The 13,442-nt window shown below is 59.8% G+C and carries 12 protein-coding genes; 4 read left to right on the top strand and 8 right to left on the bottom strand.

The annotated features are described in order from the left end of the window. Window positions 1-4 precede the first annotated feature (4 nt). From FZZ88_RS10395 to FZZ88_RS10405, 3 genes are all read right to left on the bottom strand, one after another. Window positions 5-712, bottom strand: a complete 708-nt coding sequence (locus FZZ88_RS10395; RefSeq protein ID WP_226423674.1) for a response regulator transcription factor — start codon at window positions 710-712, stop codon at window positions 5-7. Between the two features lie 100 nt (window positions 713-812). Further along, window positions 813-1,232: a hypothetical protein gene (locus FZZ88_RS10400; RefSeq protein ID WP_115093002.1), complete on the bottom strand. Its 420-nt coding sequence runs from the start codon at window positions 1,230-1,232 to the stop codon at window positions 813-815. A gap of 41 nt (window positions 1,233-1,273) precedes the next feature. Next, window positions 1,274-2,443, bottom strand: a complete 1,170-nt coding sequence (locus tag FZZ88_RS10405; protein WP_230332874.1) for an ABC transporter substrate-binding protein — start codon at window positions 2,441-2,443, stop codon at window positions 1,274-1,276. Between FZZ88_RS10405 and FZZ88_RS10410 the strand changes: the two genes are divergently transcribed. Next, window positions 2,444-3,673, top strand: coding sequence for a hypothetical protein (locus FZZ88_RS10410; RefSeq protein ID WP_166017096.1), 1,230 nt, complete (start codon window positions 2,444-2,446; stop codon window positions 3,671-3,673). Here the strand turns inward: FZZ88_RS10410 and FZZ88_RS10415 are convergent. Then, window positions 3,651-5,300 carry an AarF/ABC1/UbiB kinase family protein gene (locus FZZ88_RS10415; protein ID WP_166017097.1) on the bottom strand — a complete coding sequence of 550 codons (1,650 nt, stop codon included), beginning with the start codon at window positions 5,298-5,300 and terminating at the stop codon, window positions 3,651-3,653. The genes FZZ88_RS10410 and FZZ88_RS10415 overlap by 23 nt on opposite strands. Window positions 5,301-5,350: 50 nt before the next feature. On the opposite strand from FZZ88_RS10415, the gene FZZ88_RS10420 reads away from it, so the two are divergent. The 3 genes from FZZ88_RS10420 to FZZ88_RS10430 all read left to right on the top strand — a co-directional run bounded on the left by FZZ88_RS10420 (window position 5,351) and on the right by FZZ88_RS10430 (window position 8,254). After that, the gene (locus FZZ88_RS10420; RefSeq protein WP_166017098.1) at window positions 5,351-6,754 is read left to right on the top strand and encodes an aminotransferase class I/II-fold pyridoxal phosphate-dependent enzyme; all 1,404 of its coding nucleotides are present in this window, start codon (window positions 5,351-5,353) and stop codon (window positions 6,752-6,754) included. A 46-nt stretch (window positions 6,755-6,800) separates the two neighbouring features. Next, complete coding sequence (locus FZZ88_RS10425; protein ID WP_166017099.1) at window positions 6,801-7,313, top strand: septal ring lytic transglycosylase RlpA family protein; 513 nt, start codon at window positions 6,801-6,803, stop codon at window positions 7,311-7,313. Between the two features lie 74 nt (window positions 7,314-7,387). Next, window positions 7,388-8,254 (top strand): phosphatidate cytidylyltransferase, encoded by an 867-nt coding sequence (locus tag FZZ88_RS10430; RefSeq protein ID WP_166017100.1) that lies wholly within the window; start codon window positions 7,388-7,390, stop codon window positions 8,252-8,254. 24 nt (window positions 8,255-8,278) lie between these two features. Here FZZ88_RS10430 and FZZ88_RS10435 read toward each other — a convergent pair whose 3' ends face one another. Genes FZZ88_RS10435 through FZZ88_RS10450 form a run of 4 tightly spaced genes read right to left on the bottom strand, consistent with a single transcriptional unit; the run spans window position 8,279 to window position 13,392 of the window. Then, window positions 8,279-8,899 carry a DUF2993 domain-containing protein gene (locus FZZ88_RS10435; protein WP_166017101.1) on the bottom strand — a complete coding sequence of 207 codons (621 nt, stop codon included), beginning with the start codon at window positions 8,897-8,899 and terminating at the stop codon, window positions 8,279-8,281. Continuing rightward, window positions 8,892-9,758: an alpha/beta fold hydrolase gene (locus FZZ88_RS10440; protein WP_166017102.1), complete on the bottom strand. Its 867-nt coding sequence runs from the start codon at window positions 9,756-9,758 to the stop codon at window positions 8,892-8,894. The genes FZZ88_RS10435 and FZZ88_RS10440 overlap by 8 nt, the downstream gene beginning before the upstream one ends. Continuing rightward, window positions 9,755-10,855, bottom strand: a complete 1,101-nt coding sequence (locus FZZ88_RS10445; RefSeq protein ID WP_166017103.1) for an iron-containing alcohol dehydrogenase family protein — start codon at window positions 10,853-10,855, stop codon at window positions 9,755-9,757. Before FZZ88_RS10445 ends, FZZ88_RS10440 begins: the two co-directional genes overlap by 4 nt. Next, the gene (locus FZZ88_RS10450) at window positions 10,855-13,392 is read right to left on the bottom strand and encodes an ATP-dependent Clp protease ATP-binding subunit (RefSeq protein ID WP_166017104.1); all 2,538 of its coding nucleotides are present in this window, start codon (window positions 13,390-13,392) and stop codon (window positions 10,855-10,857) included. The genes FZZ88_RS10445 and FZZ88_RS10450 overlap by 1 nt, the downstream gene beginning before the upstream one ends. Between the last annotated feature and the right edge of the window lie 50 nt (window positions 13,393-13,442).

Raw genomic sequence — 13,442 nt, forward strand, 5'->3', positions numbered from 1 at the left:
AAGATCAGCCGAAGCGGTAACCGAAGCCGCGGACCGTGCGAATCAACTGGGGAGATGAGGGCTCATCCTCGACCTTTTCCCGTAACCAACGGATGTGAACATCCACGGTCTTGGTGTCGCCGACAAAATCAACACCCCAGATTTTCTCCAGCAATTGATCGCGACTCCAGACGCGCTTGGGGTTCTGAATGAACAACTCCAGGATTTTGTATTCCTTCGGGGAGAGGGTCAGATCCGTGCCATCCCTGGTGACCCGGCACTCATTGGAGAACAGGCAAAGATTGGCGTAGCTGTGTGATTCAGACGGCGTCGACTCGGTTTGAAGGGATCGCCGCAGCAACGCCCTGCAGCGGGCCACCAATTCACGCAGCCCAAAGGGTTTAACCAGGTAATCATCAGCGCCAACCTCCAGCCCAAGCACCCGATCGGTTTCACTGTCGCGGGCACTGATCACAAGGATCGGAGTGGTGTTCTTGAAGCGGCGAAGCTCGCGGCAGAAATCAAGCCCACCCAGACCCGGAAGCATCAGGTCAAGAACAATCAAATCAACCGGATCAGAGGATGTGCCCACGACCAGTTCGAGAGCCTCTGAGCCATTTGAGCTGGTGAGCACTTCATAGCCCTCCAACCTCAAGGCCTCACCGACTGTCTCCCGGATGCTGTCGTCGTCTTCCACAACGAGCAAACGGCATGTGGAAACAGCCGCAGACAAGGTCGTCACATCCAACAGGCTGGAAACGATTTAATTCTGACGGGTGCCTCACCCAGAAGGATGAGATCAGCGGCTTCGCTTAAGAGGTCAGAAGACGAGATCAGAAGAATTCATCGAAATTGTCGAAATCAACCGCTTTGAAATTGCCCTCTTCCACCTGCAGCATCAGGCGCTCGAGCTGAGCGAACAAGGCTCCACCCGTCAGAAGAGACAGCAAAAGAGCCACCAAAAGGGCAGCACCTGCGGCGAAACCGAAGATCTGAAGACAGCAACCGATGAACAAGGTCACACCGATCAGAGTGCCGCCGTAACTGAGGTTGATCTCCACTGTCCCAAGAGGCAACAAGGGGAGCCGGTCCTGCTTCCAGCCATCCAATTTGTTCTGGACCTGACGACCGAAAGTCAAGCCGCAGAGCACAGCCATCAACAGGCCGATACCCGCCAACAGGTAAGGCGGTTGGGGCAGGGTCATCATCCGAAGCAGCTGCTCAAGCTCCTGGGCGCTGATCTCCTCAGGCATCGACGCCGATCTCAAAGAGCTGCGACCTTAGCGATCTCAGCTCAAGGTTCCCAGCTTTGGGAGCCGAGAAAGGTGAGTTCGACAAAGTCGCTGGCGTTGTGATCATCCCTCCCCATCTGAATTTGGAAGCCCCCGAGATCAAGATCATTGATTGACTCAAGAGCCTGGACAAGGGATTGACGCGTTGGGTTCTTCCCAGCCCGCGTCAGCGCTTCGGTGATCATCCGCGCCGCGAGATACCCCTCAAAACTGGTGAAGCCAAAGCCCGATGCCTCATCACTCAGCCGCAGGCAGCGCTGATAGTCAGCCACAACGGGGATCCAACGATTCCACGGAAACGGCACCACCTGGGCCACGCCAATGCCATTGGCTTCGCCCACCGGCATCGCCCTCTGCAGAGCTTGGGTGCCCACAAACGACACATTCATGATCTGAGCGCTGCTGCCCCGTTCGCGCAGCGCGGTGGCCAGGGCAGCCGAACTCACATAGGCAGAAACGAGCACGACCCCGTTGGGATTGACGGCCATCAGGTCGTCCAATGCATCCCCCACCTGAGCTGAATTGCGCTGCACCGTCGTGACCGCCACAGGTTTGAGCCCATGGCTGGTGAGGGCAGCCATGGCGCCGTCAAGGCCATCCTGACCAAAGGCGTCGTCTTGATAAACGATCGCAATGCGATGGTGCGCATCGCGCACCATCTCGTCGACCATCGCCGCAATCTCCCGGCGATAGCTGGTTCGCATGTTGAACACCATGCGCAGCTCCGGCCGTCGAAGCAGACTTGCCCCCGTCATCGGCGCCACCAGCGGCACCTCCGCAGCCTCGATTAACGGCAACGCCACTTTTGTGGTGGGCGTGCCCACATAACCGAACAACGCCAGAAGATCATTGCGTTTCAGCAATTGGCGCGTGTTGATCAGCGTCTGCGACGGCTCGTATTTGTCATCAAGACTGACCAACTCGATTCTGCGCCCGTGAATCCCGCCCTCACGGTTCACAGACTTAAACCAGGCCAAGGCCCCGCGTCGATAATCCAGACCGAGTTGTGCCGAAGGGCCCGAGAGCGGTAGGGACTGGCCAAGCACCAGAGCGTTGGGATCTTGCCCCCTGCCAGGGGGCTGAGAAGCAACAGGGCGAGGTTGAAGCAGCGTGAGCAGTCCACTGCTCAGTAAGGCCCAGCACGTCAGAGTGACTCCAGAGCTGCGCCGCAAATGGCCTCCAAGAAACAGAAGCACTGGAACTTACTTGCCGTTGTTTCAATTCTGCTTGCCGGTCTTCTGGCGTTCACCGGCATCAACAGGCTTGATGTCGGTCGTGTCCCTAGCCGTGATGCGCTGCGCTTGTCATCGGCATCACGATCCCTGACAACAGACAGTCAACGGATACCCGGGGACGGCTGGACCTCCCTGCGGGGCGAAAAGCTGTCGGGCCAGGAGATGGTCCTTGATCAACAGGGGCTGGAGGACGCCTCGTACCAGGTTCAGGTGGGGATCTACGCCACCAGCACCTACGACCTGGATCTGAGCATCCCCAGTTACTCATCCAACGGTTACGTCTGGATGCGCTGGGGAGATGAGCTGCAGCGCTATCTGAGTGAACGGGATCAAACCATTGAACAGGGAATCACCCTGGTGAACGGATTGCTATCCGATGCCGATCCAGTGCTGACGCCGATGTCCTCAGCCCCAGTGCACAACGACGACGGAACGTACTACCAACTGTTCAGCTATATCGGCCGCTTCTACATCGACAAAGCCAGCTTCAGGCACTTTCCCTTTGTGACCGTGAGCCTGCCCCTTGTCCTTGAAATGGAGGATGTGAATGGTTCTCTCGACTATCCCCATTTCCGCTTCGAGCCCGACATCCAAAACAGTGGGATGGGCTTGTTCGCAGGAATCATCGGCTGGCTGAACCGAGGCTGGTCCATTGCCGAATACCGGCACAACTACGCCACAAATTTCGGGCTGGGGGGCAGCGCGGATGACTACAGCCTGGTCATCTTCGATATCACGTTCGGCACCTCATCCTGGTCTGCGTTCTGGCGGTTGATGCTGCCGCTGCTGGTGGTGATGGCCATGGTTCTGCTCGTCTTCAAAGTCCGAGCCGATGAACAGGACGCGCGCGCAGGAATTCCTGTCACCGTGCTGTTGACCCTGGTCTTCCTCCAACAGACCTACCGGGAGGAACTGCCCGACCTGCCCTATCTCACCTTTCTGGATCAGGTGTATGTAATTGCCTATGTGGTCACCTTGCTGGCCTTCATCCTGGTGATCTTCATCGGACGGCGTTACGGGGAGCTGGAGGCAATGCCGGAAGGCGACGCCAAAACTCGCAAAGAGCATCGGCTGGAGCAACTGGACGAAATCTGGCCGCTCACCGTTGTGGTCTTCAGTTCGATCAGCATCTTCGGCTGTTGGATCACGCTGCCGCCAGGGGGTTGAGACGTTGCAGTAGCCCACCGGCCAGCCGCCCGGGGCCGAAGGTTCGTCCAAGCAAACCAACTAGGGCACGCACATCGTCGGTGTGCAGACGGTCGTCACGGATCAACGTCATCAACAGACGCCGGCGCAAGTCGGCACCATCTCGGCTGAACAGCAACCGCAGGCCGGCACCGGCGACAGGAATCAGTTCCTTGCTAGGCGCGGGTGCGTCCTTGCCGACCACCGCCAGAAGGCTTTCCAACCGATCCAAGCGCAAGCGGCCTGACTCATCAAAAATCACCTCAAGCAACTTCTCGCGCATCTCGCTGGTGTCTCCCGCGAGCAGTCGACGGGCCACATAGGGATAGGCGATGGCAATAATCTTGAAGTCGGGATCAAGTCGCAAAGCCAGCCCTTCCTGGCTGACGACCGCACGGATGATCAGAGCGAAGCGAGCTGGAACGCGGAAGGGGTAATCAAACATCAACTCCGAGAAACGATCGGTGATCGCCTTGAAGTTGAACGACCCAACTGAATCGCCAAGGCTGCCACCGAGCACCTCCTCAAGAGCAGGAATGATCGGGGTGAGATCAGCGGTGGGGCTGAGAAACCCAAGGGATTGGAAATCCTGAGCCAAACCGGAGAAATCACGGTTGATCAGATGCACCACTGCACCCGTCAGCGTGAGACGGTCGCTGTCGCTGATGGAGTCCATCATGCCGAAGTCGACGTAGCCCACATGGCCAAGGTCACCCGTGCGACCGGGCATTGCAAAGAGATTGCCGGGGTGGGGGTCAGCGTGGAAGTAGCCAAATTCCAGCAGTTGCTGAAGGCCGCAGATCACCCCCGTGCGAATCAACGCTGTTGGATCGAGTTGCTGTGAACGCAGCTCATCGCTGTCGCGCATTTTGGCGCCATCGATCCAGGTGGTGGTCAGCACCCGGGTGGAGCTGAGCATCCGCTCCACCTTCGGGACATAGACCGCATCGTTCTCAGCGAAAAGAGCTGAAAACCTTTCGGCGTTGGCCGCTTCCAGGCCGTAATCGATCTCTTCAAACAAGCTGCGGCCAAACTCATCGATGATTCCGCCCAGACCGAAGCCGAGATTGAGAGGCAGGAGTGGAGCCGTCATCACACCGAGTGCCCGGATCAGCACCAGATCCCGCCGCAGGATGAAGGTGAGATTGGGTCGCTGAACCTTCACCGCAACCCAGTGCTTGCCCTGCAGACGGGCTTTGTAGACCTGCCCAAGACTGGCGGCTGCGATCGGCTTGTCGGGAAACTCCGCAAACAACTCCTCGGCGGGGGCACCGAGCTCCTCACGAATGCACTCCATGGCGGTGGCATGGGAAAAAGCCGGCAGGTCGTCCTGCAGGCGGGTCAATTCCTCCAGCCAGTCCCGACGCACCAGATCCGGTCGGGTGGAGAGGGCTTGCCCCAATTTGATGAAACAAGGCCCAAGCCCAGTGAGGGTGTTGAGGATGCGTCGTGCCAGGCCCTGTTGGACGGCGGGGTTGCTGCTGCCTCCGCGCAACAGCAACACCAAGACCAGGCCCGCTAGGGACCACAGCACCTGCACCAGGCGTGGGACGGCTACCCATGGACGCAATAGCAACCATCCCAGATCCCGCCCGGGGTCGTAACGCATCGCATGGAGCTGAGTACAGAGGGAGACTTTAAGGAGATAAGGCGGATTCGATGGCGCTTCTGCCCCAGCTCACCCGTCGGCTCGATGAGCCTCTGTTTCTGCCGGCCCATGGCCGGGGGGCTGCGCTGCCTGACGGACTGCGTCAATTGCTGCGACGGCGCGCTGGTATCTGGGACCTGCCGGAACTACCGGCCCTCGGCGGTCCGCTGGAACCGGATGGCGCCATCGCCGAAAGCCAACGCTGCGCCGCGGCTCAGATGGGTGTGGCGCGTTGTTGGTATGGGGTGAACGGGGCCACGGGATTGCTTCAGGCCGCTCTTCTGGCGATGGTCAGGCCAGGGGAGCGGGTGCTTCTCCCTCGCAATGTCCATCGCAGCCTGATTCAAGCCTGCATTCTTGGGGATCTACAGCCGGTGCTGTTCGATCTTCCCTTTCAAAACGACCGGGGCCAGCCTGCACCGGTGGATTCCGACTGGATCGAACGGGTACTAGAGGCACTGCCGTCCGATGGAGCACCCATCCGCGCCGCAGTTCTGGTGCATCCCACCTACCAGGGCTATGCCAACGACCCCACGGAGGTGATCAAACGTCTGCAGCAGCGGGGCTGTTGCGTGCTGGTGGATGAAGCCCACGGCTGTCATTTCGCCGCAGGGGTGAACCATCCCCTGCCCCCCAGCGCCGTGCACTGCGGCGCTGACCTTGTGGTGCACTCCCTGCAGAAATCAGCTGCAGCCCTAGCGCAAACGGCGGTGCTCTGGCTGCAGGGGGATCGTCTCGATCCCGCGCGCGTGGAACGCAGTCTGGGCCTTCTGCAAACGACAAGCCCTAGTGCACTGCTGCTGGCCTCCTGCGAAGAGGCCCTTCAACACTGGCAGCGGCGCAAGGGGCGCCGACAACTGCTGCAGCGTCTTCAGGAAGCTGAAGAGCTCGCCGATGTCTTGCTCAAAAGCGGAGTACCTCTACTCAACAACCAGGACCCGCTCCGCCTGATCCTGCATACGGGCCAGGCGGGGATCACCGGCCTGGATGCCGACGCCTGGTTCCTGCCCAAAGGGCTCGTGGGTGAACTGCCGGAACCGGCAACGCTGACCCTCTGCCTGGGGCTGGCCCGACACCAGGGGCTTGGGCGCCGGATCAGACACCACTGGCAGGACCTCCTGCGAACCTTTCCCGATCGCGATCCACTGCCGCCGTTCGAAGCGCCGCCGCTTCCACTGGTGACCACAACTGCGCATTCCCCTTCCAAGGCCTGGCATGCAGAGCATCAACGCGTGTCATTAAAAGAAGCGGGCGGATGCGTGGCGGCTGAATTGCTGTGTCCTTACCCCCCCGGCATCCCATTGCTGATTCCCGGCGAGCGCCTGGATCGAGCCAGGCACGCCTGGATCGAACGCCAGCAGCTGTTCTGGGGTGATCAGATTCCCGGCGATCTTTCTGTAGTCAGCAGGGGGTGAAATCCAGGCTCACAGCCGCTTCAATCCATGCATCCGGCGCTGGTAGATGAAACCTCTGACCTGGCTGGCGCTGGCGCTGCTGACCTGTCCTTCCGTTGGGGCCAGCCCCAACGGCGAAGAATTCGTTGTGGAAGACATCCAGAAGAGTCAGGACATCAAAGAGATCAAGGGGATCAAGGCGATCGTCCCGGTCGGCCCTTTGCCGCTCCCTCCCCCGAGGCCCCTGGCCGAAAAGACTGCGGTGCCGAGCAAGCTCATCCAGGTGGTTCAGGGAGCAGCGAGCTGGTACGGACCAGGGTTCTACGGCCGAACAACAGCGAATGGTGAGCGCTTTCGCAAGGGCACACTGACGGCTGCCCATCGGACACTGCCCTTCGGAACCCGGGTGCGCGTCACCAATTTGAGCAATGGCCGCAGCGTTGTGGTGCGAATCAATGACCGTGGGCCGTTCAAATACCACCGGGTGATCGATCTTGCCCATGGCGCTGCATCACAACTCAAGATGATGCAGGCGGGTCAAGTGCCTGTGAAACTCGAGATCCTCAAGTCATTGCCCTGAAGCGGCTTTAGGCAAGCCAGACGAAGCCAACTGTGAGCGATTGATAGCCTGAATCAAGGAAGCCTCCAATCAGTGTGATCCGTGAGGTTGTCTTCGATCAGAGCCAAGCGCCAGCAGCGCGTGCTGTGCTGCGAAAGCGACTAATCAGTGGCCTTGGTGTCGGCGGTTTTGGCCTGCTGGTGGTGAGCCTAGGGGGATGGTGGTTCACCGCTGCGCTGGGGGGAATGGTTCACCTCGGCCTACTGGAGTTCTTCCGGATGGCCCAGTTCAAGGGGATCCGCCCAGCCACCAAAACAACCCTTGTGGCCTGTCAACTGCTGTTGTTCACCACCCAATGGTCGATGCAGGGAGGACTGCCGGAAGCCGTGGCCTCCGCGGTGCTGCCCCTGGCGGGAGCAGCCATCTGCGGCTGGCTACTCCTGCAACCAGTGACGGGGTCAATAGCCGATATCGCAGCCTCAATCTTCGGTTTGTTTTACCTCGGCTTTCTGCCCAGCCACTGGCTGAGTCTGCGTGGTCTGGAGGACGGGCTGGCGATCACCCTTTCGGCTTGTCTCATGATCGTGGCCACCGACATCGGCTCCTGGGCCGTCGGTCGGCGTTACGGCCAACGGCCACTCTCTCCGATCTCTCCGGGAAAAACCATCGAAGGGGCCATTGGCGGCTTCCTCTCGGCAATGTTGATGGGCCTGATCTGCGGTCAGCTGATGGGGTGGGCCCTGCATGGTCTGCCAGGCCTTCTGCTGGGAGCTCTGATCGCCCTGTTCGCATTGGTGGGAGACCTGACGGAGTCAATGATGAAACGCGATGCAGGCGTCAAGGATTCCGGTGACGTTTTACCCGGCCATGGAGGGATCCTCGACCGCATTGACAGCTATCTGTTCACCCCGGCGGTGGTGTATTACGCGATCGCCCTGTGCCAACCGCTGCTAGCGAAATAGCACCGGTTCAACAACAGACCAGCACTAAGGCGTGACGGTGGAATGGCCTTTAAGAACCAACTGGCCACCCACCAGCTGGGCATGCTCGATCCGGATCGCGGGATCCATTGGAAGCAGGATGCAGGGTTCATCGTCTGTCTCCGGCCGGAAGCACAAGGTGCCTTGCTCCGCGTTGAGTCGGAAGCGACGGCGGGCGGGGTCTTGATGGGCAGCGACTACCGCCTGCAACTCGAACAGATCCGCTTCGATGCTCAAACCGCCCAAGGGGCTGAGACCCATCAGCTGCTCGGCCATCCAATCACCGAGCCAGCGCCAGGGTTCGGAAAGCACGGCGCTATTGAGCTGACGGCCGTTGAAGCTGACCTCTCCCTCCACCTGAAAAGGCTGCTGCAACGCCAGCATCTGACCTCGACTCAGCAGCTTCATGTCCACCGCAATCGGACCACTGCACAACTCCACGCTCTGCAGCGGTAGCCCCTGAAAGCAAACGTCCCGCGCATGGAGCGACACGCCATCCAGACGTCCACGCAGCAGAGCCCAGCTGGAACCGTTCAGCTTCAGGTCGAGGCTTCCGAGGCTGTCGCAGCGGCTGCGAATCCAGAGGCGCAAAGCCCCGGCGAGCACATTGAGAAGGGGATCAGCCACAGGCCAACAGTGAATGACAACGCTCAGCCACCCTCTGGGGCTGATCGATGTGAGGGAGGTGCCCGCAGCAGGCGAACGTCTCTACCGGCTGATCCAGTAATACCTGAAGCGCCTGTTTTTGCGGGGCGCGAAGAATGCGATCATCCGCACCCCAGATCACATGCAGTGACTGAGATGGCATGGGCTCTCCACATCCGGCGAAACCACCACTGCGGGCAAATGCCGCCAATGCTTCGGCCCAACCGGGGCACTGCAGGTGCAACGAAGCGATCTGTTCTTCCGGCGCTCCAACATCCGTATCAGGATCCGCAAAAGCCTGACGGCACAAGCCCCGACGCACACCGGGACGACCCAGAAACCAGGCACCAAAACGATCCAGCAGGGGCGGCAAAGGCATGGGACGCCCCGTCAAACCGGCTGGAGCGAGCAGCACAAGAGGGCCCACCCGCTCGGGGTGACGCCGGGCCAACTCCACGGCCACGGAGCCACCCATCGAGGCACCGATCACCCCAACAGGAACCTCAGCGGGAAGCCGCTCAAGCAGGGCATCGAGATGGCGCAAAACAGCGTCCGGCCCGTAGGTCAGGCCCAAGGGACGTGGCGAAAAGCCAAAACCGAACAGGTCCGGGATGAACAGCTGAAAGCGATCTGCCAGGAGGGGAGCCAGGCGCCTGTATTCCAGAAAACTGCTGTCGAACCCATGCAGCAGCAGCAAAGGAGAGCCTTGGCCGAGCACCGCCACAGGGAAGGGATCATCCAGACCCAGGCCAGGCAAGTTCCACCACTGCACATCAGCGGCGAGGGTCTCGGCCTGCGGGTCAAGCAGACCCGGCCGCAATTGATCCAGAAGCGTCTTCAAAGGCTGATGGGGCTGAGTTCAGCGGCACCCACAAGGGCCTCCAGCAAAGCACCGGGCGTCACAGCGAAGGGCAAATGATGCAGATCGGAACCCTCCCGACAGGCGAAGTGACACACCTCCTGCAATTGACTGAGGCTGGCCTGCGCCAGACCCAGATCATCAAGGCTGACAGGCAGAGCCAGCTGGCGCAGCAACGGAAGAAGTTGTCGATGGGCCTGCCCGGCAAGCCGGTTGCCACCAAGACGTTCTTCAAGTCGCAACTGCACCAGGATTCCGAATCCCACCTTCTCCCCATGGAGAACGTGGTGACAGGCCTCCAGCTGGGTGAGGCCGTTGTGAACGGCATGGGCCGCGACCGTGCGGCAACGGGCACCGCCCAGTCCTCCCATCACCCCGGCGGTCAGGGCACAGGCTTCGGCGGTGCGCACCCACGCCGCGCTGTCTGGATCCTCCAGCGCCGTGAGGCTGTCTATCAGCAGTTGATCGCGGAGAACCCGTGCCATCTGCACGGCCTGCTGCACCAGTCCATCGCTGCTGTCGCCGCTGCTCACGGAGGCTTCGTACCACTTGGCCAGGGCATCAGCGACACCACTGGCCAGAGTGCGAGGCGGAGCTTGGCGCACCAAGCCGTGATCAAAGACAAGAAGATCAGGGCAGCGATCCAGCGCCACATCCCCTTCGAAGGCACCTTGAGGGGAATAGATGTTGGCCAGAGCCGTCCAGCCCGCGCAAGTAGAGGCGCTCAGCGGAACGGTGATGCAGGGAAGAGAAAGACGATGGGCCAGCAGCTTGCCGGCATCCAGAACCTTTCCGCCCCCGGCTGCCAGAACGGCGTCACAGCCGTCGGCTTCAGAAGACACTCTCTGGAGGTCCTGCTCACAGCAGTCGAACTGAAGCTGAGCTTGAAGAGGCTTGAATCCCTGGGCCTGCAAATCGGCGACGAAGCGCTGACGCTGCCTCGCGGTTGAGACACTGCGTCCCAGCACAAGCGGACGCGAACACAGCGCTTTGATCTGAGGCAGGGCCTCATCCCATGCTCCATCCCCCCGCAACACGCTGGCGGGGGCAATGGAGTGGGACGAGATGGATCGAACCATCAGAGGCTTGCACCTGCCAGTTGCGGTGCCGCTTCCACCTGACCTTTGTGACGCACAACCACCTTCTTGTTCTCGTCGACATCAACCTCGGCATGGTCGCCGTCCTTGATCCGACCGGACAGCACCTCTTCTGCGAGGGAGTCTTCGAGAAGACGCATGACGGCACGACGCAGCGGACGTGCGCCATAGGCAGGGTTGTATCCCTCCTCCACAAGGCGTTCCTTGAACGCATCGGACACGGTGAGGGTGATGCCTTTCTCGCCCATGCGACCAAAGACTTCCTTGAGCATGATCTCGGCGATCTGCTTGACCTCCTCGCGGTTGAGCTGACGGAAGACGATGATCTCGTCGAGACGGTTGAGAAATTCAGGACGGAAGTACTGCTTGAGCTCCTCATTCACCAAGGAGCGAATCCGGGTGTACTGCGAATCTTCAGCGCTTTCACCGGAGAACTCGAAGCCAAGGCCGCCACCACCCTTCTCGATCACCTTCGAACCAATGTTCGAGGTCATGATGATCAGGGTGTTCTTGAAGTCGACCGTGCGTCCCTTGGAATCGGTCAGGCGACCATCTTCAAGGAGTTGCAGCAGCAGGTTGAACACATCGGGGTGGGCTTTTTCGATTTCGTCAAAGAGCACCACGGTGTAAGGCCGGCGACGCACCGCCTCGGTGAGCTGTCCGCCTTCGTTGAAGCCCACGTAGCCAGGAGGCGAGCCGATCAGTTTGCTGACCGTGTGGCGCTCCATGAATTCCGACATGTCGAGGCGGATCATGGCCTCTTCGCTGCCGAAGAAATAGGTAGCTAGAGCTTTGGTGAGCTCGGTTTTACCGACACCCGTGGGACCGGAGAAGATGAAACTTGCAATTGGTCGGTTGGGGTTCTTCAAACCAACCCGGGCCCGGCGGATGGCCTTGGACACCGCTTTCACCGCTTCGTCCTGACCGATTAGGCGTTTGTGGAGGGTTTCCTCCATGTTGAGCAGCTTGACCGACTCGCTCTCAGTCAGCTTCTGCACCGGGACACCGGTCCAGGAGGCAACGATCTGAGCGATGTCCTCCTCATTCACCATGGGGGAACTGTCTGGAGCAACCGACTCGGTCGCCTTGGTTTCACCGGTCTCTGAAGAAGTGTCGGCTTTGACCTCGTCCTTGTTGGCTTGCAGCAGGGAACGAATCTGCTCGCGCAGCTCTACTTCTTTCTCACGCAACTCACCCGCCTTGGTGAAGTCCTGATCGCGGACAGCATCCTCTTTGTCCTTCTGGACGGAACGCAGTTCCTTATCAACCTCCTTTGCAGCAGGAGGCAACTTCGAATTGAGCAGGCGGACCCTGGAGCCAGCTTCATCGATCAGGTCGATGGCCTTGTCGGGCAGGAAGCGATCAGAGATGTAGCGATCGCCAAGGGTTGCCGCAGCGACAAGCGCTTCATCGGTGATTTTGAGGCGGTGGTGCTGCTCGTAACGCTCTCGAAGACCGCGAAGGATTTCGATGGTGTCATCAATGGACGGCTCGCCGACATTGACCGGCTGAAAACGCCGTTCCAACGCAGCATCCCGTTCGATGTGCTTGCGGTACTCGTCGAGGGTGGTGGCGCCAATGCACTGCAACTCACCACGAGCAAGCGCCGGCTTGAGAATGTTTGCAGCGTCGATGGCACCTTCAGCAGCACCGGCACCGATCAAGGTGTGAACTTCGTCGATCACGAGGATGACGTTTCCGGCCGACTTGATCTCCTCCATGATCTTTTTGAGACGCTCCTCAAACTCACCCCGGTACTTGGTACCGGCAACCAACAAGCCGATATCAAGGGTCAGGACGCGCTTGTCTTCGAGGATGTCGGGAATATCTCCCTGCTGAATGCGCTGGGCCAGACCTTCAGCGATGGCCGTCTTACCAACGCCGGGCTCACCGATCAGAACTGGATTGTTCTTGGTGCGGCGCCCAAGGATTTGGATGACGCGATCGATTTCGTTGTGACGGCCCACAACTGGATCGAGTTTCGCTTCTGTCGCGAGCTGCGTGAGGTTGTTACCGAACTCATCGAGGGTGGGAGTCTTGGTGGAGCCCTTTCCGCCGCCGCCACCACCGGCAGATACTTCGGCCGTTTCACCCAGCATGCGAATTACTTGGGTTCGCACCTTGGCCAGGTCGACACCGAGGTTTTCCAGAACCCTGGCCGCTACACCTTCACCCTCTCGGATGAGACCGAGCAGCAGGTGCTCAGTACCGATGTAGTTGTGGCCAAGCTGACGAGCCTCTTCAAGTGACAGCTCAAGAACACGCTTGGCGCGGGGAGTGAACGGAATCTCAACGGCAACGAAACCAGACCCACGCCCGATAATTTTCTCCACTTCCACCCGGGCATCCTTGAGGTTGACGCCCATGGACTTGAGGACCTTGGCAGCCACGCCCGTTCCTTCGCCAATGAGACCGAGAAGTATTTGTTCGGTTCCAACAAAGTTGTGACCAAGCCTGCGAGCCTCTTCTTGGGCCAGCATGATCACTTTGATGGCCTTCTCGGTAAAACGTTCGAACATCGCTGGGCCAATGCAGTGATGTCACCAAGCTATCAGGGTTGAGGGACCGC

It is taken from the genome of Synechococcus sp. PH41509, assembly GCF_020514285.1.
Classification (GTDB): Bacteria; Cyanobacteriota; Cyanobacteriia; order PCC-6307; family Cyanobiaceae; genus Parasynechococcus.

Excerpts from the sequence above, each read along its gene's own strand:
- FZZ88_RS10420 (WP_166017098.1), top strand. The coding sequence starts at position 5,351 with ATGGCGCTTCTGCCCCAGCTCACCCGTCGGCTCGATGAGCCTCTGTTT.
- FZZ88_RS10445 (WP_166017103.1), bottom strand. The coding sequence starts at position 10,855 with ATGGTTCGATCCATCTCGTCCCACTCCATTGCCCCCGCCAGCGTGTTG.
- FZZ88_RS10450 (WP_166017104.1), bottom strand. The coding sequence starts at position 13,392 with ATGTTCGAACGTTTTACCGAGAAGGCCATCAAAGTGATCATGCTGGCC.
- FZZ88_RS10400 (WP_115093002.1), bottom strand. The coding sequence starts at position 1,232 with ATGCCTGAGGAGATCAGCGCCCAGGAGCTTGAGCAGCTGCTTCGGATG.
- FZZ88_RS10415 (WP_166017097.1), bottom strand. The coding sequence starts at position 5,300 with ATGCGTTACGACCCCGGGCGGGATCTGGGATGGTTGCTATTGCGTCCA.
- FZZ88_RS10410 (WP_166017096.1), top strand. The coding sequence starts at position 2,444 with ATGGCCTCCAAGAAACAGAAGCACTGGAACTTACTTGCCGTTGTTTCA.
- FZZ88_RS10425 (WP_166017099.1), top strand. The coding sequence starts at position 6,801 with ATGAAACCTCTGACCTGGCTGGCGCTGGCGCTGCTGACCTGTCCTTCC.